The organism is Kitasatospora sp. NPDC042419, assembly GCF_056437345.1.
On record NZ_JBWKAW010000001.1, the window covers coordinates 441,705 to 468,303 of the forward strand.

At 73.8% G+C, this 26,599-nt stretch carries 20 protein-coding genes; 9 read left to right on the forward strand and 11 right to left on the reverse strand.

Annotated features, from left to right (window positions below; genetic code table 11):
* The first annotated feature begins 12 nt into the window (after positions 1 to 12).
* Positions 13 to 369: an arsenate reductase family protein gene (locus tag AC067J_RS01990; protein WP_478296003.1), complete on the forward strand. Its 357-nt coding sequence runs from the start codon at positions 13 to 15 to the stop codon at positions 367 to 369.
* Positions 370 to 430: 61 nt separating this feature from the next.
* Here the strand turns inward: AC067J_RS01990 and AC067J_RS01995 are convergent, their stop codons facing one another.
* Positions 431 to 901, reverse strand: coding sequence for a pyridoxamine 5'-phosphate oxidase family protein (locus AC067J_RS01995; protein ID WP_478296004.1), 471 nt, complete (start codon positions 899 to 901; stop codon positions 431 to 433).
* Between the two features lie 148 nt (positions 902 to 1,049).
* Between AC067J_RS01995 and AC067J_RS02000 the strand changes: the two genes are divergently transcribed.
* The 3 genes from AC067J_RS02000 to AC067J_RS02010 are packed head-to-tail and all read left to right on the forward strand — an operon-like array spanning position 1,050 to position 3,696.
* Positions 1,050 to 1,610 (forward strand): DUF1697 domain-containing protein, encoded by a 561-nt coding sequence (locus AC067J_RS02000; RefSeq protein ID WP_478296005.1) that lies wholly within the window; start codon positions 1,050 to 1,052, stop codon positions 1,608 to 1,610.
* Between the two features lie 20 nt (positions 1,611 to 1,630).
* Positions 1,631 to 3,154: a hypothetical protein gene (locus tag AC067J_RS02005; RefSeq protein WP_478296006.1), complete on the forward strand. Its 1,524-nt coding sequence runs from the start codon at positions 1,631 to 1,633 to the stop codon at positions 3,152 to 3,154.
* Positions 3,151 to 3,696, forward strand: coding sequence for an FHA domain-containing protein (locus tag AC067J_RS02010; RefSeq protein ID WP_478296007.1), 546 nt, complete (start codon positions 3,151 to 3,153; stop codon positions 3,694 to 3,696). The genes AC067J_RS02005 and AC067J_RS02010 overlap by 4 nt, the downstream gene beginning before the upstream one ends.
* Positions 3,697 to 3,796: 100 nt before the next feature.
* Here the strand turns inward: AC067J_RS02010 and AC067J_RS02015 are convergent, their stop codons facing one another.
* Positions 3,797 to 4,759, reverse strand: a complete 963-nt coding sequence (locus AC067J_RS02015) for a DUF1152 domain-containing protein (RefSeq protein WP_478296008.1) — start codon at positions 4,757 to 4,759, stop codon at positions 3,797 to 3,799.
* A gap of 75 nt (positions 4,760 to 4,834) precedes the next feature.
* Here AC067J_RS02015 and AC067J_RS02020 point away from each other — a divergent pair, with 75 nt between their 5' ends.
* Positions 4,835 to 5,437 carry a DUF6891 domain-containing protein gene (locus AC067J_RS02020; RefSeq protein ID WP_478296009.1) on the forward strand — a complete coding sequence of 201 codons (603 nt, stop codon included), beginning with the start codon at positions 4,835 to 4,837 and terminating at the stop codon, positions 5,435 to 5,437.
* An 87-nt stretch (positions 5,438 to 5,524) separates the two neighbouring features.
* Here AC067J_RS02020 and AC067J_RS02025 read toward each other — a convergent pair whose 3' ends face one another.
* Both AC067J_RS02025 and AC067J_RS02030 read right to left on the reverse strand, forming a co-directional pair.
* Positions 5,525 to 5,962, reverse strand: coding sequence for a hypothetical protein (locus AC067J_RS02025; RefSeq protein ID WP_478296010.1), 438 nt, complete (start codon positions 5,960 to 5,962; stop codon positions 5,525 to 5,527).
* 117 nt (positions 5,963 to 6,079) lie between these two features.
* Complete coding sequence (locus tag AC067J_RS02030; RefSeq protein WP_478296011.1) at positions 6,080 to 6,733, reverse strand: TetR/AcrR family transcriptional regulator C-terminal domain-containing protein; 654 nt, start codon at positions 6,731 to 6,733, stop codon at positions 6,080 to 6,082.
* A gap of 122 nt (positions 6,734 to 6,855) precedes the next feature.
* Here AC067J_RS02030 and AC067J_RS02035 point away from each other — a divergent pair, with 122 nt between their 5' ends.
* Positions 6,856 to 8,505 (forward strand): FAD-dependent monooxygenase, encoded by a 1,650-nt coding sequence (locus AC067J_RS02035; protein WP_478296012.1) that lies wholly within the window; start codon positions 6,856 to 6,858, stop codon positions 8,503 to 8,505.
* 136 nt (positions 8,506 to 8,641) lie between these two features.
* On the opposite strand, the gene AC067J_RS02040 is transcribed toward AC067J_RS02035, so the two are convergent.
* Positions 8,642 to 9,397, reverse strand: coding sequence for a hemerythrin domain-containing protein (locus AC067J_RS02040; RefSeq protein ID WP_478296013.1), 756 nt, complete (start codon positions 9,395 to 9,397; stop codon positions 8,642 to 8,644).
* 292 nt (positions 9,398 to 9,689) lie between these two features.
* Positions 9,690 to 10,811 (reverse strand): alpha/beta hydrolase, encoded by a 1,122-nt coding sequence (locus AC067J_RS02045; protein ID WP_478296014.1) that lies wholly within the window; start codon positions 10,809 to 10,811, stop codon positions 9,690 to 9,692.
* Between the two features lie 450 nt (positions 10,812 to 11,261).
* Between AC067J_RS02045 and AC067J_RS02050 the strand changes: the two genes are divergently transcribed.
* Complete coding sequence (locus AC067J_RS02050) at positions 11,262 to 12,110, forward strand: SDR family oxidoreductase (RefSeq protein ID WP_478296015.1); 849 nt, start codon at positions 11,262 to 11,264, stop codon at positions 12,108 to 12,110.
* Positions 12,111 to 12,283: 173 nt separating this feature from the next.
* Here AC067J_RS02050 and AC067J_RS02055 read toward each other — a convergent pair whose 3' ends face one another.
* On the reverse strand, positions 12,284 to 14,023 hold the full coding sequence (locus AC067J_RS02055) for a carbohydrate-binding module family 20 domain-containing protein (RefSeq protein WP_478296016.1): 1,740 nt from the start codon (positions 14,021 to 14,023) through the stop codon (positions 12,284 to 12,286).
* A gap of 330 nt (positions 14,024 to 14,353) precedes the next feature.
* On the opposite strand from AC067J_RS02055, the gene AC067J_RS02060 reads away from it, so the two are divergent.
* The gene (locus AC067J_RS02060) at positions 14,354 to 14,875 is read left to right on the forward strand and encodes a SigE family RNA polymerase sigma factor (protein WP_478296017.1); all 522 of its coding nucleotides are present in this window, start codon (positions 14,354 to 14,356) and stop codon (positions 14,873 to 14,875) included.
* 95 nt (positions 14,876 to 14,970) lie between these two features.
* Positions 14,971 to 15,780, forward strand: coding sequence for a hypothetical protein (locus tag AC067J_RS02065; protein WP_478296018.1), 810 nt, complete (start codon positions 14,971 to 14,973; stop codon positions 15,778 to 15,780).
* A 141-nt stretch (positions 15,781 to 15,921) separates the two neighbouring features.
* Here the strand turns inward: AC067J_RS02065 and AC067J_RS02070 are convergent, their stop codons facing one another.
* The 4 genes from AC067J_RS02070 to pulA all read right to left on the reverse strand — a co-directional run bounded on the left by AC067J_RS02070 (position 15,922) and on the right by pulA (position 26,355).
* The gene (locus AC067J_RS02070) at positions 15,922 to 16,260 is read right to left on the reverse strand and encodes a P-II family nitrogen regulator (RefSeq protein ID WP_327676485.1); all 339 of its coding nucleotides are present in this window, start codon (positions 16,258 to 16,260) and stop codon (positions 15,922 to 15,924) included.
* Positions 16,257 to 17,705: an ammonium transporter gene (locus AC067J_RS02075; RefSeq protein WP_478296019.1), complete on the reverse strand. Its 1,449-nt coding sequence runs from the start codon at positions 17,703 to 17,705 to the stop codon at positions 16,257 to 16,259. The genes AC067J_RS02070 and AC067J_RS02075 overlap by 4 nt, the downstream gene beginning before the upstream one ends.
* A gap of 264 nt (positions 17,706 to 17,969) precedes the next feature.
* Positions 17,970 to 20,306, reverse strand: coding sequence for a M4 family metallopeptidase (locus AC067J_RS02080; RefSeq protein ID WP_478296020.1), 2,337 nt, complete (start codon positions 20,304 to 20,306; stop codon positions 17,970 to 17,972).
* 544 nt (positions 20,307 to 20,850) lie between these two features.
* Positions 20,851 to 26,355, reverse strand: a complete 5,505-nt coding sequence (gene pulA / locus AC067J_RS02085) for a pullulanase-type alpha-1,6-glucosidase (RefSeq protein ID WP_478296021.1) — start codon at positions 26,353 to 26,355, stop codon at positions 20,851 to 20,853.
* Between the last annotated feature and the right edge of the window lie 244 nt (positions 26,356 to 26,599).

A 26,599-nucleotide genomic window follows, 5' to 3' on the forward strand; every position in this document is an offset into this window, starting at 1 on the left:
TAGGCTGACGGGATGGAGATCTGGATCAACCCGCGTTGCGGGAAGTGCCGTGCCGCGCTGGGCGCCCTGGAGGGCGCGGGTGCGAAGTACACCGTGCGGCGCTATCTGGAGGATCCGCCGAGCGTCGCCGAGCTGGAGCAGGTGCTGGAGCGGCTGGCCCTGGAGCCGTGGGACATCACCCGGATCGAGGAACCGGTGGCCAAGGAGCTGGGCATGAAGCAGTGGAACCGGGAGCCGGACGACCGGGCGCGCTGGATCGCGGCCATGGCGGAGCACCCGATCCTGATCCAGCGGCCGATCATCACCGCGGACGACGGGCACGCCCTGGTCGCGCGGACTCCCGAAGCGGTCAGGTCCGTCCTGCCGTAGGCCTTGGCCCGTCGGCCCTCGGCCACCGGGGTCTCCCGGGGGCCTGGCGGCGGGCCGGCCGTCAGTGGCGCTGGACGGTCCGCACCGGCTCACCCGGGCGCCAGGAGCTGATCCGGACCGCGTCGCCCTCGACCGTGGTGTGCACGACCTGCTCAAGCTCCAGCCGGAACGCGTGGTACGGGCCGGGCGGCGGCTCGGGGAGCTCGGCCTCGTAGGCGGCTCGTTCGGCCTCGTCGGTCAGCTCGACGGCCCGGCCGGAGAGCTTGGAGTCGCCGTCGGCGAGCGTCTCGTCGCTCGGGTTGCTGTGCAGCGCGAAGCGGGGGTCGCGGCGCAGGTCCAGCGCCTTGACGGCGCCGTGCATCGACCCGAGCAGCAGGTCGGCGCCGATGAAGTCCACCTCGATGCCGCTGACCCGGGGCGAACCGTCCTTGCGGAGCGTCGCCAGGACATGGTGCTTGTTGGCCTCGAACCGGGCCCGCACGGCGGGGGCGAGGTCCGGTGCCTCGTGCTCGAAATCCTGCCAGGTAGCCATGGCGCCAGTCTGGCACCCGGCGCCGACGGCCGCCCGGGCACGCGGGGCAGCCGAGCGGGCCGGGCCTGCGGGCGGGTGCGGGCGGCGGGTGCGGGGCCTCCCGGGCGGGTGCGGCCGGCTTGTCGGTGCCGGGTGCCAGACTGACCGGGTGACCTCCACCACCACGTACATCGCCTTCCTGCGGGCCGTCAACGTCGGCGGCCGGACAGTGCGGATGGAGCGGCTGCGCGCCCTCTTCACCGAACTCGGCCTGGACCGCGTCGGCTCCTACATCCAGAGCGGCAACGTCTTCTTCACCGCCGACGCCCTCGACGAAGCCGGCCGGGCCGCGCTCACCACCCGGATCGAGCAGCACCTCGCCGAGTCGCTCGGCTACCCTGTGCCGGTGCTGCTGCGGACCGTCGACGAGGTCGAGGCGCTGCTCGCCGCCGAGCCGTTCGCCGGTGTCGAGGTGACGCCGGACGTCCGGCTGACGGTGAACTTCCTCTCCGAGCCGCTGCCCGCCGACTTCCCGGTCCCGTACACCTCGCCCAAGGGCGACTACGAGGTGATCGGGGCCGACGCCGGCACCGCCTACGTGGTGGTGCACCTGAAGGACGGCAAGTGGACGACCAGCGGCTCACTGTTCGGCAAGTCCTACAGCGGAGCGGCGACTTCGCGCTTCCTGCACACCACGGTCAAGATCCTGGCGGCCGCCCGGAAGACCTGACCCCTTCCCCGGAGACCTCCTTGCCCCGATCCGCCCTCACCGCCTTCGCCGCACTGCTCGACCGCTCGATCGCCCGGATCGCCGAGGCGGCGGCCGACGGGCGGACCTTCGACCGGCAGGACGTCGTCCGGTGCTCGGACGTCTGGGACAACAACACCCTCCCGCTGTGGGCCGCCGCCGGGCGGTGGACGGCCCTGAGTCGGGAGCGCGCCGCGCGGCGCGGGCTGCGGTGGATGGCGGAGCTGGGCGAGGCCCGGCACTCGTGGATGGTGGAGCAGTCGGAGGCGGCCGGACACCCGGTGGCGGGGCTGATACCGCCCCCCGGGACGGACTTCCTGCGGCAGCCGTACCGGGGGTGCACCGGGCAGCTCTTCCCGGTGACCGTGCCGCTGACGGAGGAGGCGGTGGCCGGGTACGACCTGGCCCGCTGCCGGTTCCTCGGCCTGGCGCTGGAGCTGGTCGGCGTGCGCCTGGACGCCCGGGTGACCCTGGAGGTCCCCCGCGCGTACGCGCTCGGGGGCGAACCGGCAGGGCGGGAGCCACTGTTGACGCTGACCCTGAGCGACGTGTCGGAGGCCGAGTTCGGGTCCGGCGCCACCCTGACGGGGCCGGTCGGGTGGCGGACGGACGCGGCGGGCGTGGAGTTGACGCTCGCCGGGCACGGGCGGCTGCGCGCGGCCCGGGCCGAGTCGCACGTCTCCGACGACTTCTGGCACCTGACCGGGACCGGACGGGCCGCGGACACCGCGACGCCGCCGTTCGAGCCGCGCGGAGAAGCCCGGTCGCGCGCCGTGCGGGGCCCCTGGTCCGACCCGCGGGCGGCCCTGCTCCTGCACGGGGCGATGCTGGAGATCCGGACCGCGCGGTACGCCCGTGCGGCCTCCCGGCGGAACGTCCTGGAGCTCTGCCGCATCTTCGAGGGCGCCGGGACGGACCTGGTGGCGGCCGCCCGGCGCGGCGGGGCCGGACAGCGCTCGCTGGTCGAACGGTGGGTGGAGCGCGGCGGCGCCGAGTGGGCGGGCTGGTTCGCGGAGCAGCTCTCCATGCGGCGCGCCGGAGAGGGCGACGACTGGGCGGGGCGGCTGATCGACGGGCTGCGCGCGGTCCCGAAGACCGAGCGGGACCCGGGCCGGAGGCCCGGACGAGCGGCGCTCCGGATGCTCACGGTGGACTTCGCCGGTTCCGGGCACGACCCGGACGAGCCCGCCTCGGCGGTCGTCCACCTCGCGGTGCCGCCGCCGAGCGGGAGCGGGGGCGTCGCCGGGAGCGGGGGCGTCGCCGAGGACGGGGGCGCTGCCGGGAGCGGGGGCGCTGCCGAGGACGGGGGCGCGGAAGACGGGCCGTGGGGGCTGAGCGTGGTGCGGATCGCGCGCCTGGAACGGCTCCGGCTCGGTGCGGGGGCGTTCGGCACGGCGGGTACGGTCCGGGTGGACGGCGGACAGCGGGCCGGCGGGCGGCTGACGGTCGGCGCGGGGTTCGAGGTGGAGTGGCGGGCCCGGGAATCTGGACAGGCGGACAGGGCCGAGCCGACAATCGGGCCATGACGTCTCCTGAGATCCGGACACACGTGGTCCGGCCGTCCGAGGCCGAGCGGGAGCAGGCGCTCGACGTGCTGAGGGACGGCGCGGGCAGCGGCCGGCTGTCGCACGACACCTTCCTCGGAAGGCTGGACCTCGTCCTCCACGCGAGCAGCCGCGCCGAGTTGAACGCCGCGATGGCGGACCTGCCCGCCGGGAACCCGGTCGGGCGGTTCGTGCTGCGCGCGGTGGGCCGGGTCTCGGCGTTCGGGGTGCGGCTGCGCGGGGCGTGGCGGGTCGAGCGGCTGCCGGGACTGAGCCTGCCGCACGCCGGTGCGCGGCAGTTGACGATCGGCCGGATACCCGGCTCCGGCCTGCGGCTGAACGACGCCTCGGTCTCCCGACACCACGCCGAACTGCGGCGTGAGGGCGAGGACTGGGTGCTGTACGACCTCGGCTCGACCAACGGGACGCACGTGAACGGCTACCGGATCGCCGGCGGGGTGCGGGTGCGGCCGGGCGACCAGGTCCGGTTCGGCAACCTGGAGTTCAGGCTCGCCTCGGGCTGAGCCGGCGGGCCCCGGGGCGGGCGGGGCGGCCCCGGGGGCAGGCGGGGCGGCTGCGGAACGGGCGGCCGGCCGGCCGCAGGGCGGGCTGTGCGGGGTGCCGTCAGTGCGGAAACCGCCGGGCGGGGCGTCGGGCGGGCAGGTCGTCCTGGAACTCGCCTATCGCGGCGATGATCTGGCGCATCGAGACGGTCGTTTCGAGCCGGTCGAGGTAGTGGTGCTCGGCGGCCAGCGCCTCGACGGTGACGCCGAAGTAGAGCGTCATCAGCGGATTGACGAAGAGCTCGCTGTGCCTGGTGCGGTCGGTGAACCGGACATCGCCGAACTCGCCGCGCAGGGCCGCCGCCACCGAGCCCTGGACGATGCTCGGATGCTCCGGGAAGGCCGCCCTGGCGTGCTCGACGGCGTCCAGGTAGAGCGCGCCCTCCCGGCTGTCGCGCGGGATCGAGAAGGCCCCGAGGTAGCCGCCGGCCCGTTCGAGCGCGGCGAGGTTCTCCAGCACCAGCGAGTGGTTGACGCCGTGGTAGGCGTCGACGCCGAAGCCGAGGCAGGCGACCAGGCGCTCGGGCACCTCGGTCAGCCCGGCCACCGCCGCGAGGCTGGCCATGTCCTCCTCGGGGGTGCCGAGGCCCGCCTCGTCGCCGCGCATCAGGATGTCGGTGCCGCCGTCGACGAGCAGGACGGCGTCGATGCCGAGATGGCCGACGAGCGCGCGGTAGGCGTCGCGCAGCGGCCGCACGCCGGACCGCGGGAAGGCCCAGACGGTGTCCGGCATGCCGTGCGTCCGGAGCCAGCGGGCCAGCGTCCGCTCCGGGAAGTAGCCCTCCGGGGCCGCGGTGTCGGGGCCGATCCGGGCCGCGTCGGGCGCCAGCCAGACGTCGAGGGGCAGGCCGTCGAGCGGGGCGAAGGAGAGGTTGGCGAGGTGCACCTCGCGGCCGGCCGCGCGCAGGGCGAGGGCCAGCGGCAGGCCCGCGTAGACGTCGAAGCCGCCGCCCGCACCGGCGATCAGGATGCGCTCGGCGGCGAGCAGACGGGTGATCAGCGGGGGTTGGAGGAGGGAGGACACCCGGGGACGGTAGCACCGGCGGAGGTCTGCCGAACGGCCGGCCGGATTGTCGGTGGCGGGTGCTTGGATACGGTCATGGACCAGGACACCGTGCACACCACTCTTGACGTCGAGTCGCTGCGGGACGCCGAGCAGCTGGCCCGTGAGCTGATCCGGTGCGGCTTCCAGGAGCCGGACGAGATAGCCGAGTCCCTGGTCGAGGACCTCGACGACCAGGGACTGACGGCGGAGGAGGCGGAGCGGATCGTCGCTCCGCTGTGGCGGGCGCGTCTGGAGGAGCAGGCGTCCTGGCCGGAGACGACCGACGTCGACCGGCTGGAGGCCGCCTTCGACGCCCTGGAGAAGCAGGGCATCGTCGCCGCGATGGACTTCACCTGCTGTGCGACCTGCGGCTACGCGGAGATCGGTGGCGAGGCCGACGAGGACTCGCGCGGCTTCGTCTTCTTCCACCAGCAGGACACCGAACGGGCCGCCTCCGGCGGTGCGCTGATGCTGCGGTACGGCGGTTTCCAGGTGGACGGGGAGTCGACGGAGGCGGCCGTCCGGCGGACGGTCGGGGTCGGGCGCGAGGTGGACGCGGCGCTCAGGGCGGCGGGGCTGCCCGTGGAGTGGGACGGCTCGCCGGAGACGTCGATCGCGGTCACGCCGATCGTCTGGCTCAACCGTCTGCCGGAGTAGGCGCGTTCGCAGCACGCCCGGCGACGGTCGGCACCGCGCCCTGGCCACCGCTCCCTCGGCACCGCTCCCTCGGCGGCGGGCCTCCGGTCAGCGGACGACGTGGAGTTCGGCGGAGTGCTCCCGCGCGCTGGCGTGGCGGAGGGTGACCTTCGCCCCGCCGAGGGCCGTCTCGGTGTCCTCGGTGAGGGTCTTGGTCTCCTCGCCGAGCTTCACCTCGGCCGTGGTGTCGGTGATCCGGCCGACGGTCAGCCGGACGGTGCGGTCGCCGCCGAAGACCTCGACGGTGTGCGTGGAGTCGGCGTCGTCGGTGCGGACGACGACGTCGCAGCTGTTGTCGCTGAGGCAGAGCGAGGCGCCGCCCTTGCAGGCGGTGAGCCCGGCGCCGAGCAGCAGCACGGCGCCGGCCGCGAGTACGGCCGAGCGAACGGCCGGGATGCGGCGGCGGGCGGTCCGCCTGGCAGGGTGGTGGTCGGGGTGGCGGTCGGGTCGGTGGGCGTGGTGCGATGCGGTGGGCTCGCTGGTCATGGCACCGACGGTAGGCGCGTGTCCGCCGTCGGCCATCGGCCCCCGGCGGTACCCGCCCCCTGGCCGGCCCCGGACCGGGCGGGCGGCCGGGGCCCGGAGGCGGATGGGTCGAAACCCCTAGGGGTCGACCGGAGTTGAAGGCGCGAGCAGGCCTTCCACGCCGGCCACCACGATGGCGACGCCGCGCTCGAAGCGCTGGTCGAAGCCGCCGAAGAGGTCCTGCCCCGCGGCGGCCGCCAGAGCGTGCTCGGGGTCGATGGCGGCGGCACGCCGCTCCGGGTCGTACCCGGGGGCCCGCTCCCCCGGCACCGGGTGGACGGCCTGCTCCTCGATCACGAAGCCGATGGTGAACGCGTACGCGGTGGTGAACGCCAGCACGGCGTCGGCGAGTTCGAACCCGGCCCGGGTGAACGCGGCGAGCATGACGTGCTGCCCCTCGGCGTGCCCGTAGTCGGTGAGCCGGGTGCCGCTGAAGACCTTGGCGCCGTCGCGGTAACCCAGCAGCCCGGAGCGCAGGGTGCGGCAGGTGACGGTCACCGCCTCCTGCCAGGAGGCGGGAGGCCCGACCGGGCCCGCGTACATCCGGCGGAGCATCTCGGTGGCCATCTCGTCCAGCAGCGCCTGCTTGTTGGCGAAGTGCCAGTAGAGCGCGGGGGCCTTGACCTCCAGCTCGGTGGCGATCCGGCGGAGCGTGAGGCCGTCGAGCCCGGTTTCGTCGAGCAGGCGCAGGGCGGTGTCGACCACCTGCGCCCGGTCCAGCTTCGGCGGCATGCCGTTCCTCTCGCAGCACTCCCGGCCCGGCACCCGTGCGACCGATCCGGCATTGACAATTTAACACCGTTAAGCCCATGCTTCCGGACGTCAGCCACTTAACAACGTTAAGGAGAGCGTCCATGTCGCACGTCCGGATCCCCCAGCAGACCGACGTCCTGATCGTCGGCGCCGGCCCCACCGGCCTCACCCTCGCCTGCGACCTGGCCAGGCAAGGGGTGAGCGCCCTGCTGGTCGAGAAGGCCGCGGCGCTGTTCCCCGGCTCCCGCGGCAAGGGGCTCCAGCCCCGCACCCAGGAGGTCTTCGACGACCTCGGCCTGATCGCCGCCGTGCGCGCCGCCGGCCACCCCTACCCGCGGATGATGTCCTGGGAGAACGGCGAACGGCAGGGCGAGTGGGACCTGGTCGAGAGCGGCCGCCCCGACCCCACCGTCCCGTACCCGGCGGTCTGGATGCTCCCCCAGTGGCGCACCCAGGAGCTGCTGCACGACCGGCTCCGCGAGCTCGGCGGGCAGGTCGCCTTCGGCACCGCACTGGCCGGCCTCGACCAGCACCCCGACCGGGTCGAGGCCCGGCTGACCGGCCCGGACGGCGCCGAGCGGACCGTCTCGGCCCGCTACCTGGTCGCCGCCGACGGCGGACGCTCGACCGTCCGCCGGGCGGTGGGCATCCCGATGGTGGGCGAGGAGGTCGACCCGCGGCCGTCCCTGGTCGCCGACGTCGAGATCGAGGGCCTCGACCGCGACAACTGGCACGTCTGGCCGAAGGCGCCCGGCGGCGCGCTGCTGCTCTGCCCGCTGCCGAGCACCACCGCCTTCCAACTGTTCGCGCAGTTCGGCGCGGACGGCGGCAGTGCGGACGGCGGCACGGACGGCGGCAGTGCGGGCGGCGGTGCAGGCCGCGGGGAGGACGCGGCGGGCGCGGAGCGGCCGGACACCTCGGCGGAGGGCGTCCGCCGGACCGTCGCGGCGCGCACCCACCTGCCCGAGTCGGCGGTCGGCCAGGTGCACTGGGCCTCCGACTTCCGCCCGCGGACGGCACTGGCCGAGCGGTTCCGGGCGGGCCGGGTGTTCCTGGCCGGCGACGCGGCGCACATCCACTCCCCGGCCGGCGGGCAGGGGCTCAACACCAGCGTCCAGGACGCGTACAACCTGGGCTGGAAGCTCGGCCGGGTGCTGCGGCACGGCGCGGGCGAGGAGCTGCTGGACAGCTACGAGGCGGAGCGGCTGCCGATCGCGGCCGACGTCCTGGACCTCTCCACCCGGCTGCACCGCGCGGGCGGGGTCCGGGCCGGCGAGCTGCGGCGCGGCCCGCGGACCGAACAGCTCGGGCTCGGCTACGAGGGCGGCCCGCTGACCGTGGAGGCACGCCCCGGCCTGGCCGAGGACGCGCTGCGGGCCGGTGAGCGGGCGCCCGACGCGCCGTTGGGCGGTGCGGCCCCGGGTGGAGCGACGCTGTACGGCGCGGCAGCGGGAGGCGACACGGCGGGAGAGGACACGGCGGCGGACGACACCGCGGCGGACGCCTCCGGTGCGCGGCGGCTCTTCGACCTGTTCCGCGGCCCGCACGTCACCGTGCTCGCGGTCGGCTGCGAGCTGCCCGGGCCGGACCGGCTGCCGGTCGGCGTGCACGGCCACCGGATCGACGGCGGGATCGCGGAGCGCGTGTACGGGCGCGGGCTGTTCGTCGTCCGGCCGGACGGCTACCTGGGCCTGGCCACCCACGATCCGGCCGACCTGCCGGGGTACCTCGCCCGGCTCGGCCTGCGCTGAGGCACCCCGGGACGCCCCGTGACGCCCTCGGATGCCGTGGGGCGTCCACGGCGGACCGCTGTCGACAAGTGCTTCGGGCATAGGCCGGAGGCACTTGCCACGCGCGTAGAACGAGGGCCGCGAAAGGACCCGGTGATCACTCGCCGGCCGCGTCCCGGGCCTCGGGCGTCCCCCAGAGCGGCGCCGTGCAGCGCTGGTAGGTCGCCTGCCAGTGCGGCCAGTGCCGGGCCACCACGTCGTCGCAGTCGGCCAGCAGCCGTTCGATGACCGCCGGTTCGACACCCTCCAGCAGCCAGGCGAGCGCGTCGGCGGTGCCCGGACCGTCGGCCGACTGCAGGACGTCCAGCAGCTCGGGAAGGCCGCCGACGCGGGAGTTCTCCGTGAAGACCCGCTCCATCCGGGGCAGCAGCTGCCGCTCCTCGATCCGCAGGTGGGTCTCCAGCCGCGCCGCCAGGTCCTCGATCGCGTAGGCCACCGGCCAGACCGACCCGGCGTCCCGGCTGGCGATCCGGACCAGGGTGGTGACCCGGGTGAACGAGTGGTCGAGGTTGTGGTGGTCCGACTCCAGCCAGTTGAGCAGCAGCCGCAGCTCGGGCGCGAACCGGCTGACGATCGGCCAGATCCGGGTGTCCTGCTGCTCGTGGTGGCAGGTCAGCATGGCGGTGAGGAAGTTCCAGTGCCGCAGCAGTGCGGCGCCCTTCTCGTCCTCGCCGGGCTGGATCAGCCGGAGCGCGTTGGGCAGCCGGGCGAGGTCCCGGCGGAGGGCGGCGTGCACCAACTTCAGCCCGGCGAAACGGACGGCCTGCGGTTCCTCGTCGGCGGCGCGCTCACGCGAGGAACCCCTCTGGGCGGGCACGGGCGGGGACGCTACGGGCAGCAGGTGGCTGGGCATGGCACTCTCTTCACGGCTTGGCATGGCTGGGCTGGGCTGGACCTGGCACAGCTGGCGGGCCGGCTGTCCCACCACAGTGGGCAGAGCACATCAGGACGGAATCAATGTCCGATTGACGTGCAGGTCAGCGGCCCGCGGCAGGGGTTCCGGCCCCGTCCTGCGGGGTCACGGGGACCTGCCGGGCCCGCCGCGCGGAGAGGGGTGAGAGTGCGTACGGCGGCGACGGCGGACGGCGGACGGCGGGGCGGCCGGGGAGGAGTGAGGCCGGAGCCCGCATCGCCCGCGGCCCGGCTCAGTCGCTCTGCGGCCCCGCGAGGTTCCTGGTCAGCCACTGCAGGGTGTCCGGGATCATCTTCTTGAAGTCGCTGGTCAGGTGCTTGCCGCCGGGCTGCTCGTAGTACTCGACGGTGAGCGGCGCCGCGGCCTTGGCGACCCACGCCTTGACCAGCTTCATCTCGTACGCGTTGGCGCCGCCCGCGGTGGCGAGCATCCTCACGTCGGCCTTGCCCTGGCTGACCAGCAGCTCGGGGCTGTTGGCCTGCCGCTCCGCGTCGTGGCCCTTCCAGAGCGGCGAGTCCGGGACGAAGTAGCCGTCGATCGGAACGGCGGCCTTGAACTTGTCCGGGTGCTGGAGGGCCAGCTTGGCGCTGCAGAACGCGCCGGTGGAGGCTCCCATCAGGCCCCAGCCGTCGCGGCCCTTCACGGTGCGGAAGTTGGCGCGGACGAAGTCGGGGATGTCCTCGGCCATCCAGGTGCCCATCTTCGGCTGGCCCGGGATGTCGGCGCACTCCAGGGCCTTGGCCTCGTTGGAGTCGAGGTTCTGGACCGGCATCACCATGATGAAGGGGTGCGCCTTGCCCTGCCTGGACAGCTCGGCGTCGTACTCCTGGATCGGCAGCTGGTTGTCGGTCCAGGTGTTGTAGCCGGCGCTCTGGCCGCCCGCGTAGAGGGTGAGCACCGGGAAGCCCGTCCTGGCGTACTTCGGGTCGTTGTACTCCGGCGGCAGCCAGACCCAGACCTTGCCGGAGACGCCGGACTTGGGGCCGTTCAGCGTGGTCATCACGATCTGGCCCGCGGCGGTGTCCCGGGCCTTGGTGAAGACGGCGTTCGGGCCGGTGGGCATCAGCACCTTGCCGGCGGCGGCCTGGGTGGGCGTGGCCGGCGCGGCGGAGGTCGGGTCGGAGGTCGAGCCCGAGCCGGCCGTCGGGGATCCGGGGGCGGAGGAGGACGGGGCGCCCGAGGCCGCGGGGGCCGAGGACGAGGAGCCGCCCGCGCCCGTCGCGGAAGCGCCGCCCTTCACCGAGTCACCCTTGGCGCTGCCGTCCGTGCTGCCGCAGGCCGCCAGTGCGGCGGCCAGGGTGAAGGCGGTGGCGCCGGTCAGCACGGCGCGGAAACGGATGGACTGCGGCTGCACGGTGAGGACTCTCCGACCGGTGTCGCGCCCGCTCCTGGGGAGCACGGGCGGTGGCCCCGCGGTGGGGCCGGACAGGCCCGGGGCGCGGCTACCTGCGGGACCCCCGGGAGGCGGCGCGCCGCCCTGCGCGGTGGCGTGCCGTCCTGCGATCTTATGACGTGGGCCGGGGTGGACCGGTTGCGTGCGGACCACCGCCCGTCCAATGTTTGTCCCCGATCGGGTAAAGGCCGCCAAGCCTCCCGCCGACCGGCGGGGTCCGCTCCCCGCCGGTCGGCGGGGGCGCCGGCCGGGCACACGGACGGCCGAGCGCGCGGACGGACGGCGGGCGGGCGCACAGCCGTCCGGCCGTCGGGCGGGCCGGGTCTTGGACCCTCGTACCGGTGACGCCGGGCGCGGGATCGGGAACGATCGAGCCACCCGCCGCGACCGCCGTCACCCGAGGAGCCCGCCGTGTCCCAGCCGACCCCCGACCTCAGCACCGGCCCCACGGCCGGGCAGGGCACCGAGCAGGCCACCGGGCAGGGCACCGACCACTCCCCCGGCCGCCCCGCCGGCCGTACCGCCGTCGTGACCGGTGCCGGCAGTGGTGTGGGCCGCGCCGTCGCGGTGGAGCTGGCGGCCGGCGGCTGGCGGCTGGTGCTCGCCGGACGCCGGGGCGGCGCGTTGCAGGAGACGGCCCGGCTGTGCGGCGCCGGGGCGGACGACACGGCCGCGGTGCCGACCGACGTGACGGACCCGGCCGCCGTGGACGCGCTCTTCGCGGCCGCCGTCGCCCGGTTCGGCCGGGTCGACCTGCTGTTCAACAACGCGGGCACCTTCGGCACCGCGGCGCCGGTGGACGAGCTGGACGTCGCCGAGTGGCGGGCCGTGGTCGACCTCAACCTGACCGGCGCGTTCCTCTGCGCCCGCGCAGCCTTCCGGCAGATGCGGGCGCAGGACCCGCAGGGCGGCCGGATCATCAACAACGGCTCGATCTCCGCACACGTGCCGCGCCCGAATTCGGTCGCGTACACCGCGACCAAGCACGCGGTGACCGGGCTGACCAAGTCGCTGTCGCTGGACGGCCGTCCGTACCGGATCGCCTGCGGGCAGATCGACATCGGCAACGCCGCCACCGACATGACGGCGGCGATGAGCCTGGGCGTGCGGCAGGCGGACGGACGGATCGCGGTGGAGCCGACCATGGACGTCACCGACGTCGCCCGCACCGTGCGGCACATGGCGGAGCTGCCGCTGGAGGCCAACGTGCAGTTCGCGACCGTGCTGGCGACCGCCATGCCGTACATCGGCCGGGGCTAGGGCCACGGGCGGGCGGGCCTCCGGGCGGGCGGGCCGCCGGGGGTGGTACTCATTCACCGATGCTGCCGGTGTTCACCCGCTCCGCAGGTTTGAACGCCGAGAAGCCACCCGCCGAGGACCGGGCCCGACCGCCGAGAGCGGGCCGACCACCGAGTGGCGGCCCGCTCGGCGGCTCAGCCGCGCCAGGTGTCGTTCAGGCTCACCCGGCCCGAGGCCGGCACGGTGGCGGTCCGGTTGGCGCCGGACTCCCAGGTGACGTTCCCGGCGGCGTCCTTGCGGATGTACTTGTACGCGAAGGCCGTCCCGGCGGCCATCGCGACGTCGGCCTTCCACACCGGGTAGGCGGCCGAGGAGAGCGGCAGCGCCCGGCCGGTGTCCCAGCCGCCGAGCGCGGCGTTGTCGCCGACCACGTAGACGTTCTGCCCCCACGCGGTGGTGGCGTCGACCGCGAAGGACGCCCCGCCGGTCACCGCCGTGCCGGTCCCGGGCGCGCCGACGTACAGCGCGATCGCGTCGCCCGCTCCGACGGTGGCGGTGAACCGGCCGTCCGTGCCGACCGTGTAGGACGGGCCGGTGCAGCCCCCGGCCGCCGGGTCGCCGTGCTGGACGTCGCAGTAGCTGCCGGCCGGCAGCGAGGTCCGGAAGGTCTGGGTGACCGCTCCGCTCTCCCGGTTGACCGCGACGAAGCCCTTGCCGCCACGCCCGAAGGCGATCGCGTTGTTGCCGTTCGACCACCAGTCGGTCAGACCGGTGCCGGCCACCGCGTTGCGGAAGCCGACCATGTTGGCCACCTGCCGCCAGGCGTGGGTGCAGTTCCAGCCGTCCTGGTAGCAGGCGTTGACGGTGCCGCCGTTCGGCGGGCCGTCGTCGTGCCCGGTGAACGCGTAGCCGGAGTGGACGTTGGGCGCGCCGTACGGGTGGGCCAGCATGAAGACGTTGGCCAGGGTGTACGCGGAGCCGTTCTTGTAGGTGAGTGTGGAGCCGTTGCGCTCGGTGTCCCAGTTGTCGACGAAGGTGCGGGCCCTGTCGGTGGGGAGCAGGCCGGAGCCCCAGCCGGACAGGTCGGCGAGCCGGCCGCCCTGGAAGGCGCTCTTCAGCCAGGTTCCGGAGCGGAACTCGTCGACGTCGCCGGTGCCGGTGTACTCGGTGGGCAGGACCGGTTCGCCCGCACCGTAGATGACCTCCTGCACCCAGTACGCCTGGGGGTTGGCCGTCCTGGCCTTGATCGCGGCGAGGTCGGCGGCGGCGATGTGCTTGGCCGCGTCGATCCGGTAGCCGTCGACACCGAGCGAGGCGAGGTCGTCGAGGTAGCGGGCGATCGTCTGCTGGACGTAGGCGCTGCCGGTGTTCAGGTCGGAGAGGTTGACGAGCTCACAGTTCTGGACGTCGGAGCGGTCGTTGTAGTTGCCGATCGCGGTGCGGCAGGAGTGGAAGTCCTGGTCCTGGTAGAAGCCGGGGTAGGTGTACTTGCCGTACGCGGTGCCGCCGGTGCCGGTACCGGTGCCGGCCGACATGTGGTTGATCACCGAGTCGGCGATCACCTTGACGCCGGCCGCGTGGCAGGTGTCGATCATCTTCTTGAAGGCGGTCCGGTCGCCGAGGCGCCCGGCTATCCGGTAGCTGACCGGCTGGTAGGAGGTCCACCACTGGCTGCCCTGGATGTGTTCCTGGGGCGGCGAGACCTCGACGAAGCCGTAGCCCTTGGGGCCGAGGGTGTCGGTGCAGGCCTTGGCGACCGAGTCGAAGCGCCACTCGAAGAGCGTCGCCGTGACGTCCTTGCCGCCGCCGGGCGGGGTGGCCTGCGCGGCGGGGGCGGCGGCGAAGGCCGCGGTGAGCGAGAGCGCGAGGGCCGCCGAGGCGGCGAGTGCGCCGGCCGTCCGGACGGGCCGGCGGGCGGGGGCGGTGGTGACCACGTTGTCTCCTGGGGTGGCTGGGGTGGGGGCAGCCCGGGTACCGCATGTGAAAGCTTGCTGAAACTTTCTGGAAACTTGCAGCGCTGAACCTAGGGTCGCCGCCGTGGCCCGTCAAGAGCTTGGGAGGAACGTTTCGGCAGCTCCGAAAACTCGTGTGCGACTTTCCCGGCTCCCGCAGCGTGGATAGGAACGGCGGCCGAGCAGGAGCCCCGGAAGCACCGGGACCGGCACGGACGCCGGGCTCAGGCAGGCGCGGGCTCAGGCAGGCGCGGGCACAGGCGCCCAGGCGCGGGCACCACGGACACAGGCACCAGAGGCACGGGGGACGGCATGGACAGGGCGGGCGACTTCGAGGAGTTCGCGGCCAATCGGGCCGGTCGGCTCTTCCAGGTCGCCTACCTGATGTGCGGCGACTGGCACCAGGCCCAGGACCTCGTCCAGACCACCCTCGCCAAGCTCTACTCGGTCTGGGGCCGGCTCCGCCGCGGCGACGACGAGCCCTCGATCGACGCCTACGCCCGCAAGGTGCTGCTCCGCTGCTACCTCTCCCACCGGCGGCTGCGCCGCTCCGGCGAGATCGCCGTCGCCGAGCTGCCCGACGCCCCGGCCCGCCTCGACGACCGCCCCGCCGACGGCGCCGAGCTGCGGCTCACCCTGGTCGCCGCGCTGCGTACGCTGCCGCCGCGCAACCGTGCCGTGGTGGTCCTGCGCTACCTGGAGGACCATCCGATCGAGGCCGTGGCCGAGATGCTCGGCACCACCCCCGCCGCCGTCAAGGGGCTCTCCACCCGCTCGCTCGCCCGGCTGCGCGAGATCCTGGCGGACGACCGCGAACTGCTGTTCCGGCCCTGACGGCCACCCCGGCCGCTGCCACCCAAGCCACCCCCGGCCGACCGAGCGACATCAGGCCGACCCCGACCCGACCCACCGCCACCAGGAGCCCCGCCATGGCCCCCGACCCGGACCTAGAGCACGACCTGGGCAGGCTGCTCGCCGACAGCGTCCAGGACCTGCGCCCGCCGGTCGCCGTGATGCTCGCCGAGGCCACCCGGCGTGGCCGTGTGCTGCGCCGGCGCCGCCGGCTGGGCACGGCCGCCTCCGCGGCCACCGTGCTCGCGCTGGCCGTCACCTTCACGCTGACCGGCCTCCCCGGACGGACGGGGTCCGGCACCGGCCCGGCCGGACCCACCTCCGCCACGACCGCCACGACCGCCGCCGGCCCGGAGCTGCTGCGGGCGCGTCAGCGCACCGCGCTGCAGTCCGCGCTGGCCCGGCTGCTCGGCCCCGGCGCCCGGCTGGACCCCGAACCCGGCGCCGACCAGCTGACCCTCGACCCGGCGGCCGACGCCGTGCTCTGGACCAGGTACGACGACGGCCGGGGGGCGGCCACCGTCTCGGTCGAGGTGCACGGCCCGGCCTCGCAGGCCGCCGCACCCACCTGCGGGCTCCGCACCGATGCCGACCGGGACGCCGGCTACCGCTGCGGCACCGCCCCCGGGCCAGGACCGGACCCGCAGGTCGTCGAGGTGCTGGAGACCGCCGCCACCGGCTGGGTCACGTACCGGATCTGGACGCCCCTCCCGGACGGCACCCGGGTCGCGGTCGCCGTCCACAACGGCACCCTGCACGACACCGACGACCCGATCCTCCACCCGCGCCGCACCCGGGACACGCCGCCGCACGACCTGACGTGGTGGCAGCAGGCCGCCGCCGACGACGCCTGGCGGCGGATCCCGGGGCTCGGCGGACCGTCCTGACGACGGGCCCGGCCCGCCTCACGACAGGCCCGACCCGCCCGGGGACGGACCGGACCGACCCGGCGGCAGGCCGGATCGCCCCGGCGGCTGGCCGGACCGGGCCCCGCCGCCGGTCCGCCGTGCTGCTGTTCGGCGCCGGAACTACACCGCGTCCGGTCCGCGCTCCCCCGTGCGGACCCGGACGATCGTCTCCACCGGCACCGCCCAGACCTTGCCGTCGCCGATCTTGCCGGTCCGGGCGGCCCGGACGATCTCCTCGATCACCAGGTCGGCGTCCTCGTCCTCGACGACGACCTCGATCCGGACCTTCGGCACCAGGTCGATCCGGTACTCGGCGCCCCGGTAGACCTCGGTGTGACCGTGCTGACGGCCGTACCCGCTGGCCTCGCTGACGGTCAGTCCGTGCACGCCGACGGCCTGCAGCGCGCTCTTGACGTCGTCCAGTTTGAACGGCTTGACGATCGCGGTGATCAGCTTCATGCGGAGGGCGCCTTGTCGGACGGGTGCGCGAGCACGGTGGCGGCGGTGCGGTCGGGGCCGTGGGCGGCCGAGAACACGGCGGCCCCCTGCCCCAGCACGCCGTGGCCCAGGACGCCGTGATCGTACGCGGTCTCGGCGTGCACGGCGAGGTCCAGGCCGGTGAGTTCGTGCTCCTCGCTGGCGCGGAAGCCCATCACCCGCTCGATCGCCCGGCCGATCCCGTACGTGACCGCGAAGGAGTAGGCGGCGACGGCCAGGATCGCCACCAGCTGCTTGCCGAGCTGCCCGAAGCCGCCGCCGTGCAGGAGCCCGGCCGGGCCGCCGGTCATCGTGGCGGTGGCGAACAGGCCGATCAGGGCGGTGCCGATGACGCCGGCCACGAAGTGCACGCCCACCACGTCCAGCGAGTCGTCGAAGCCGAACCGGAACTTCCAGCTCACCGCGTACGAGCAGACCACGCCGGCCGCCAGCCCGATGAGGAGGGCGCCGGGCAGGTCGACGCTGCCGCAGGACGGCGTGACGGCGACCAGGCCGGCCACCGCGCCGGAGGCCGCGCCCAGCGTGGTGGCGTGGCCGTCCCGCCGCTTCTCCACCACCAGCCAGCCGAGCAGTCCGGTGCAGCCGGCCGCCTGGGTGTTGAGCAGCGCGGAGGCGGCCAGGCCGTTGGCGCCGAGCGCCGAACCGGCGTTGAAGCCGAACCAGCCGAACCAGAGCAGGCCCGCGCCGAGCAGCACCAACGGCAGGTTGTGCGGGCGCATGGCCTCCTTCCGGAAGCCGAGCCGCGGCCCGAGCAGCAGGGCCAGGGCCAGGCCGCTCGCCCCGCAGTTGACCTCGACGACGGTGCCGCCGGCGAAGTCCAGCGCGCCGAGCTTCGACAGGATCCAGCCACCGGGCGCGAACACCCAGTGCGCGACGGGGACGTAGACCAGCAGGGTCCAGACGGCGGTGAAGACCACCCAGGAGCCGAACCTGGCCCGGTCCGCGATGGCACCGCTGATCAGGGCGGCGGTGATGATCGCGAAGGTCAGCTGGAAGGTGGCGAACAGCACGGTGGGGACGCGGCCGGTGACCGAGGACGGCGTGATCCCGGCCATCCCCAGGTGGTCCGGGCCGCCGATCAGGCCCAGGCCGCCGGCGTCCGGGCCGAAGGCGAGCGAGTAGCCGGCCAGCAGCCAGACCACGGTGACGACGGCGATCGAGACGAAGCTCATCATGATCATGTTGAGCACGCTCTTGGTGCGGACCATGCCGCCGTAGAACAGTGCCAGGCCGGGCGTCATCAGCAGGACGAGGGCGGTGCTGGCGAGCAGCCAGGCGGTGTCGCCGGTGTCGATGCCGGGCGGCGCGGACGGGCCGTCGGCGGCCGGCAGGTCGGCCAGCCGGACGACCTGGTGGGCGGCCTGCTGAGCGGCCTGGTGGGCGGCCTGGTGGGCGGCCAGGAGCATGGGGTACCTCCGGGGGTCCTGCGGCGGGTCTCGCGGCGGCGTCCTGCGCCGGAGCGCGTGCCGGAAGTGTGGCGAGGCCGGATTTCCGGTCGCGGACGGCCGCGTTTCGCCCGTGTTTCGTGTTGCCCGCCGGTTGCCCCGGGGTGACCGGCGGGTTTCCGGGAACTCACGGCCCCGCCGGGGTACGCCACAGGGCCCGGCGGCTCGAAGCCGCCGGGCCCTGCCCCTGTCTCACCTGGCTTTGCCGGGGCTACCGGCGCCGGGTCAGCTCGTGGCGATCGCGGTGTCGTCGATCACGAAGCTGGTCTGCAGCGAGGAGTCCTCGGTGCCGGTGAACTTGAGGGTCACCGACTGGCCCGCGTAGGCCGAGAGGTCGAAGGTGCGCAGCTGGTAGCCGGCGGCCGCGTCCACGTTGGAGTAGGTCTTCAGCGCGGTGCCGTTGACGGTCACGGCCAGCTTGTCGTACTGGGTCGTGCCGGACTCGCCGGTGTCGATGTGCAGGTAGAAGCTGAGCGTGGCCTTGCAGCCCGCCGGGATGGTCACCGTCTGGGAGAGGGTGTCCGTGTGGGTGGAGCCGTAGCCGTTCAGCCACGCCTTCCAGGTGCCGCCGTGCGGGGCCTGCGAGGCGGACTTGTCGACGACGCCGCTGGAGGCGGTCCACGGCGCGGCGGTGCCCGTCTCGAAGCCCGCGTTGCCGAGCAGCTGCGCCGGGGTGCAGCTGGTGCTGGTGTCGGTGACCGTCCAGGTGAAGCTGGCGGTGCCGGTCTTGTTCGCCGAGTCCTTCGCGGTCACGGTGACGTTGGAGGTGCCGACGGCGGTCGGGGTGCCGGTGACCACGCCGGTGGAGGCGTTGATCGACAGGCCGGCCGGGAGGCCGGTGGCGGAGTAGGTGAGCGGGGCGGTGCCGCCGGTGGCCTTGATGGCCAGGTTGACGGCGGTGCCGACCTTGGTGCTCTGGTTGCCCGGGCTGGTGACGGTGACACCGCCCGGGTTCGGGGGCACGGTGCCGACGTTGACGCCGGCCCAGGCGGTGCCGACCGCGATCAGCTCGGCGCTGCCCGCGCCGTAGAGGTCGGTGGCCGCCTTCTCCGTCGCGGTGCGCGCCTGGGCGTAGTTGGTGGTGGAGGTCATGTACGAGGTCAGCGCCTTGTACCAGACCTGCAGCGCCTTGTCCCGGCCTATGCCGGTGACGGTCACGTTGTTGGCGGTCGGGCTGTTGTAGCTGACGCCGTTGATCACCTTGGCGCCGCTGCCCTCGGCCAGCAGGTAGAAGAAGTGGTTGGCGACACCGGACGAGTAGTGCACGTCCAGGTTGCCGACGCCCGAGTACCAGGAGTCGGCCGAGCGGCCGTCCTTGGAGGGCTTGTCCATGTAGCGCAGCGGCGTGCCGTTGCCGTTGATGTCGATGAGCTCGCCGACCAGGTAGTCCGGGTTGTCGGCGGCCAGGTTGGCGTAGAACTCGACGGCGTTGCCGAAGATGTCCGAGGTGGCCTCGTTGAGGCCGCCGGACTCGCCGGAGTAGTTGAGGTTGGCGGTGGCGGAGGTGACGCCGTGGCTCATCTCGTGGCCGGCCACGTCGAGCTCGGTCAGCGGGTGGGTGTCGCCCTCGCCGTCGCCGTAGGTCATGCAGAAGCAGTCGTCGTCCCAGAACGCGTTGACGTAGCCGCGGTCGTAGTGGACCCGGCTGAAGGCGCCGACGCCGTCGTTGCGGATGCCGCTGCGGCCGAAGGTGTTCTTGTAGAAGTCCCAGGTGGCGGCGGCGCCGTACTGGGCGTCGACGGCGGCGGACTCCTTGTTGGTGGCCTGCCCGTTGCCCCAGGTGTCGCTCGACTTGCTGAACAGCGTGCCGTTGCCGGTCGTGCCGTTGTTCATGTTGGTCGTGTACTGGCCGCCGCGGCTGCCGTCCTTGAGCTGGTACGTGGACCCGCTCTGGGTGGTGGTCAGCGGCACGTTGCCGACGAAGACGCCCTGGCCGGTGCCGGTCTTGATGGCCTCGTTCTTGCCGAGCACGGCGCCGGTGGTCGCGTCGGTGACCACGCGCAGGCGGCTCGGGGTGCCGTCCGACTCCTTGCCGGTGACGACGGTCTCCCAGGCGAGCTTCGCGGTGCCGTCGGCGGCCCAGACGACCAGGCGCGGGGCGGCGTCGAGGGAGGAGCCGGCCTCGGCGGCGAGCGCGGCCTCCTGGGCCTTCGGGGCGGCGAGCTTCGGGCTGGTGTTCACGCCGGAGAGCACGGCGTCGCTGGCCTTGGTCACGCCCTGGGTGGCGCCGGTGGCGTCCTGGTGGACGATCAGGTCGCCGCCGAGCACCGGGAGACCGGCGTAGGTGCGCTCGTAGCGCAGGTGGCGGGCGCCGTTGGCGTCCTGGACGACGTCCTTGGTGACCAGCTTCTCCTCGCCGGTCAGGCCGAGGGTCTGGGCGAGGCCGGCGGTCTGCTGGTTCGCGGAGGCGATCAGCTGGGCCCGGGTCGCCTGCTGCGCGGCGACGACCGCCGGCGCGTCAGGGGTGACCGCCTGCGCGATGACCGGGATGCCGGTCACCAGCAGCGCGGTGGTGGCGGCCATGACAACCGCTGCCTTCCGGGCGTGGGCGTAACGGGACATGCGGACTCCTTTTCCGACCGCCGCGGGGTTCGCGGACGGTGGAGAGAACCTGGCCGCGGGGTCGCGACTCAGTGGGGGCCCCCGCCGCCGGTGCGCGGCGCGGGTGCGGTAGCGGAGCTGATGTGCTGGCAGGGGGGATGCGCTGTACCTGAACCGGGACAGCTGCACCGGGGGGTGGGGCCCCCTCGTCTGCAGCCGGAGGAATCGTGGCAGCAAACGAGCCGTGAATGACAGATGCATGCCATGGATTGGCCGATTAGCTACCGGCCCGTACATCCGTCAGACCCCCGCCCGTGTTACGGCCGTGGGAACTACCGGAGATCGTTTTCATTGCCATCGGAAAGGTTCGATCACCGCCCGCGGGCACTGACCAGCGAATCCGGCCCGGAGCCGGGTCCGGATGCCGGACGGCGGCGCCCGACCGGCACGGCACCTCATCTTTCCGGCCGTGCCGGAGTCGGTTTTCGGCCAACTCCATTCCCTGAATGGAACCGGGCCCCGCACCGCCGTTCGGCGGTGCGGGGCCCGGTCGACGGCGGGCCCGTCAGCTCTGCACGAACACCGCCACCGTCCGGCCCGGCACGGTGAACGTGCCCGTGGCGGAGGCGAATCCGGCCTGCTTCACCACCGGGTCGGCGCCGCCGGCCTGGACCGGGTGGAGCGCCTGGACCGTCCCCGCCAGCCCGGCGACCGACTGGCTCTGCGCGGTGGGCGTGGCGTTGAACACCACCGTGACGCCCTTCTCCGCACCCGCGAGCCCGGCGCCGTCCAGGTGCAGGGTGATCACCCCGGGAGTCTCACCGGGCGTCCCGGACAGCGGGTACGACAGCCGCTGCTGGACGGCGGCCAGGGTGGGCAGCGAGAACAGCGGCGAGGACCGCTTGATCCGCAGGAACTCCTGGTACTGCGCGCTCGCCGACCGGATGTCGGCGGCGCCCACGGTCAGCCGCGGGTCGCCCAGCAGGGCGGCGGCGGCCGGCCACATCTCCCGGTTGTCCGCGGCCGGCGGCAGGCCCCGGCCCCAGCCGTTGCCCTGGGCGGCGTCCCAGTGGATGGCGTTGAACCAGTCACCGGAGTCGTAGGAGTTGGCGTCCAGCGACTTGGAGCGCAGCAGGTCGCTGCCGGCCTGGGCGAAACCGGAGCCCTGGGTGAGCGCGGTCAGCGAGAGCGCCAGCGCCTGCATCCGGGCCCGGTCGGCGGGCGCGGTGGCGGGCGGCAGCTTGTACGCCAGCGCGTCGAACAGGTCGGCGTTGTCGTGCGCGTCCACGTACCCGACCGCCTCGCCGGGCCGGGCCGCGTACCCGGTCGGGGCGCCGTTGTAGTCGACGTCCCGGCCGGTGACGGCCCGTCCGGAGCTGTCGGTGAAGGCGTAGCCGGCCAGGTTGCCGGTCAGCCCGACCTTCAGCTGGTCCATCTGCTTGAGCAGCCGGGCCTTCTGCTGCTCCGGCGTGCCGTTGGCGGGCGAGCCGTTCGGGTCGGTGAACAGGCCCGAGGCGAAGCCCTGTTGCGGGGCCGAGGAGAGCTGGAAGTTGCCGCCCCGGGCCGCGTCGCGGAACCGGTCGTCGAAGGTGGCGATACCGGTTCCGGCCATCGCGAGCTGGGTGGCCTGCTCGAACCGGGCGTTGTTCGCGACGACGCCGAAGTTCCAGCCCTCGCCGTAGAGGAGGACGTTCCTCCCGTCGACGCCGTCCGACTCCGGGGTCATCCGGCGCAGCGCGGCCTGCACGTCCAGCATGGTGGACTTCGGGTCCAGGCCCATCAGGTCGAAGCGGAAGCCGTCCACCTTGTACTCGCGGGCCCAGGTCGTCACCGAGTCGACCACCAGGCGGTTCATCATGGCGTGCTCGGGCGCGGTGTCGGCGCAGCAGCTGTCGGTGGTCACCTTCCCGTCGGCGTCCAGCCGCTGGTAGTAGCCGGGGACGACCTTGTCCAGCACCGAGTGCTCGGCCTGGCCGGCGGCCGCGGTGTGGTTGTAGACGACGTCGAGGACGACCCGGAGCCCGGCCGCGTGGATCGCCTGCACCATCCGCCGGAACTGCACGGTGCGCGCGGTCCCCCCGGGGTCGGTGGCGTACGAGCCCTCCGGCACGGTGTAGTGCAGCGGGTCGTAGCCCCAGTTGTAGGCGTCCTCGGCGGCGACGGCGGCCACGCACTCCTGCTGCTTCCCGCTGTCGGCGGCCAGGGCCGCGAGGTCGCAGGCGGGCAGCTTCTGCTCGGCCCGGTTCTCCCGGATGGTGGCGATGTCGAAGGTCGGCAGCAGGTGGACGGTGGTGACGCCGGCCCGGGCCAGCTCGCGCAGGTGCTTCATGCCGGCCGAGTCGGACTCGGTGAAGGCCAGGTAGGTGCCGCGCTCGGCGGCCGGGACGGTGGTGTCCGCCACCGAGAAGTCCCGGACGTGCAGCTCCTGGATCTGCTCCCGGGCGAGCGGGACGGCCGCCGGGACGGCGTGGTCCTCCCAGCCCGGCGGCTTGAGCCCCGCGGCGGCGAGGTCGGCGACCAGGCTGCGCTTCGAGTCGGTGGAGAGCGCGACCGAGTACGGGTCGGTGACGGTGTTGACCACCACCCGCTGGACCGACGGCGCCCAGACCTTGACCTGGTACAGGTAGTACTTGCCGTCCAGCTCGGCCTTGTCGCGGACGAGCTCCCAGACGCCGGTCTCGTCGTCGAGCTTCAGCGGCAGGGTCCTCGGGGTGCCGCCGGCCGGCGTGTCGAAGACCTGGACGGAGACCTCCTGCGCGGTCGGCGCCCAGAGGGACAGCGCGACCTTGCCGTTGTAGTACGCCGGGCCGAAGTCGACCCGGCCGGTGCGGCGGGCGTACAGGTCGTCGAGCACGCCGGGGGTCTGCACGCCGGTGGCGGCCAGGACGGCGCCGCTGGGCAGGTGCTCGGTGAAGAGCAGCTGGCCGCGCAGGGCGGCGGGAACCCGGGCGGCGTCGCGCGGGTCGACGGTGAAGGCCCGGTAGCCGGCGAGGTGCGGGTACGCGGCCTTCTGCGCGGCGGTGAGGCCGCCGGGGGCCGGCTCCAGCCGGATCCACCGCCCCGGCCCGGTCAGCGCGCCCTTGTCGGCGCGGATGCCGCCGGCCGGGTCGTACACCAGCTGGGCGCTGGTACCGGCGGCGAGCGCGGCGTCACCGGCCCCGTAGTTCGCCGGGACCACGACCGTCCTCGCGTCGATCCACTGCGCCTTGGCCGAGCCGAGGTCCAGCTGGGAGGAGGCGGCGGCGGTCTGCGGCAGCAGGTAGCCCTCGCGGCCGCCGAGGATCCAGACCTCGCGGCCGGTGCCGGCGAGGTCGAGGGACTGGTCGTTCGGCAGGTCCTTGTCGTTGCCCCGGTGCAGGATGTAGCCGAGGCTGGTCGCGCCGGGGGCGAGCGGCACCTCGAAGACGGCGCCGAAGGCGTCGCGGCGGACCGGCATCAGCGGGTTGCCCCAGTCGGTGGGGGTGGCGGCCCCGGTCCAGTCGTGCAGGCCCCAGCCGTCGTAGTCGCCGTCGGCCCGGTTGTAGTGGATCACCGCCGTGCCGGGCGGCTGGGTGTTCGCCGGCCCGGGGTTCGCGGTCAGGACGGCCGGGTCGCCCTCCTTGAGCCAGATCTCACCGGACGCGCCGACGTCGAGGTGGCGGTCGGCGTCGACGTCCTTGACCCCGTCCTTCTCCACGATGAAGCCGACGTCGGAGGCGCCGGGCTTCAGCTTCACGTAGGCGAAGGCGCCGTAGGCGTCCCGGCCGGTGAAGCCGTGCCCGGCCGGCCACGGGGTCGCCTCGCCGTCGGCGAGGTCGCCCCAGGCGTAGAGGTTCCAGCCGTCGTAGTCGCCGTTCTTGCGCTGGTAGTGGACGACGGCGTACGGGCGGGTGGTGGCGCTGGGCACCGGCGTGGGCGCGGGCGTGCCGGTGGTGAAGCCGCCGGTGGCGGCGCTCAGCCGGCCGGCCGCGTCCTGGACGACGGCCTTGTAGCGGACGGGCGTGCCGGGGGCGACGCCGGCGAGGTCCTGGGTGACGGCGTACCGGCCGGTGTCCGAGGTGCCGAGCACCTGCCAGGGCCGGTCGCCGACCTGGGCGGCGAAGGTGACCCGGCCGAAGCCGCCGCCGGGGACGTCCGCGCCGACGGTGACGGTGCCGGTGGAGCCGTCGGCGGGCGCGCGCAGGGTGATCGCGGGCGCGGCGGCGGCCGGGGCGGCCTTCTCGGCGGCCTTGAGGACGACCGAGGAGAGCGCCGGCACGGTGACGGTGACCTTGCGGTCGGCGCCGCTGGTGGTCCGCTCCCCCGCGGCCGGGTAGATCCGGTCGAAGCCCTGGCCGGCCGAGAAGGTGTCCAGGGTGACGGTCTTCGGTTCGGCGGCGTTGTTGACCGCGACCAGGTACTCGACCTGCTGCCCGGCGTCGATCCGGGAGAAGGCGTAGACGCCGGGCCCGTCGGCGGCGTACCGCTCGATCTGGGCGCCGTCGGCGAGCGCGGGGTGGTCGCGGCGCAGCTTCGCCAGTCCGGCGACGCCCCGGTACAGCTCGCCGTCCTGCCCGTAACGGTCGGCGGAGCCGGTGGCGCCGCCGAGCACCCGGTCGGTGTTGTAGGAGGCGGTCTGCGAGGCGAAGACGTCCTGCCGGGCGTCCTTGTCGCCGCCGGCGCCGGTGAAGCCCTGCTCGTCGCCGTAGTAGACGACGGGCTGGCCGCGGGTGAGGAACATCAGCTCGTTGCCGAGCCGGTCCTTGCGCAGCAGGGTGGCCTCGTCGGCGCCCGGGTTGTCGGCGAGCAGGAAGGACCCGAACCGGCCCATGTCGTGGTTGCCGAGGAAGGTCGGCAGCTCGTAGGCGTCGGTGTCGGCGGTGGTGTAGCGGTGGTCCTGGCCGTAGACCTCGGCGAGGCCGCGTGCCGAGCCGCCCTGGGAGACGTAGGAGCGGGCGGCGTTCTGGAACGGGAAGTCGAGGGTGGCCTGGAGCCGGCCCTTGGTGACGTACGGCGCGGTGACCGCCGGGTCGCCGGAGTAGACCTCGCCGAACATGAAGAACTTCTTGTTCCCCTGCTTGGCGGCGAACGCCTTGAGCGAGGGCGCCCACTGCTGCCAGAAGGCCATGTTGACGTGCTTCACGGTGTCGATCCGGAAGCCGTCGACGCCGGCCTCCTCGACCCACTGCTGGTAGACCTTCTCGAAGCCCTTGACCACCTTGGGGTTCTGGGTGTCGAGGTCGTCGAGGCCGGAGAAGTCGCCCTCGGTGGCGGACTCGCCGGCGAAGGTGGAGTCGCCCCGGTTGTGGTAGAGCGCGGGGTCGTTGAGCCAGGCCGGGGTCTTGGCGGTGGCGTCGGCCGGCTTGCGGAAGACCGGGCTGTAGGGGAAGGAGTCCCGGTTCAGTTTCGGCCAGGCGGCTCCCGCGTCGGCGAGCGCGGTCTCGTCGACCGGCCGGCCGTCGGCGTCCAGCACCGGGTGGGCGCCGGTGGTGCGGTAGCCGTACTGCTTCTGCTGGTAGTCGATGACGTCGGCGGTGTGGTTGGTGATGACGTCGAAGAAGACCTTGAGGCCCCGCTGGTGCGCCTTGGCTATCAGTTCCTTGAGCTGCTCGTTGGTGCCGAAGTGCGGGTCGACCTGGGTGAAGTCGGTGATCCAGTAGCCGTGGTAGCCGGCGCTCGCGCTGTCGCCCGCCCCCTGGACGGGCTTGTTCCGGAAGATCGGCGCCATCCAGATCGCGGTGGTGCCGAGGTCCTGGATGTAGTCGAGCCGCTGGATCAGGCCGGCCAGGTCGCCGCCGTGGTAGAAGCCCTTGTCGGCCGGGTCGAGGCCGTGGTCCAGCCGGGTGCCGGTGATGCCCCCGGTGTCGTTGCCGCGGTCGCCGTTGGCGAACCGGTCCGGCAGGACGAAGTAGAACTGCTCGCGGGTGAGGTCGTGGCGCCCGGCGGTGGCGGCGAGCGCGGCGTCCGAGGGCGGTCCGGGCGGGGCGGCGGCGAGCGCGGCCGGGCCGGCGGTGCCGAGGGTGGCGGCGGTCAGCGAGGCGGCGAGCAGCACCGCCGTCCGGCCGGGTCTGCGGGTGGTGCTCCGCCGGCGGCGGGGCGGGACATCGGCCACTGAGGGCTCCCTTGCGGGGGAAGGGGTGAGCGAGTTGCCAGGACGCTAGCGGCCTGCAATATGTTTCAGCAAGATGCAGAAAGGGTTTCGGGCGGGGAAAATACGCCCGCCGCACCGGTGCCCGACCCCCGAATGCGCCACCCGCTCCACCCGGCGTGACAATGGGACGTATGCCCGTCCCACCGGTTCGTACCAGACTCGCCCTCACCCCCTACCCCGGTGGGAGAAACCCCCTAGCCCTGAA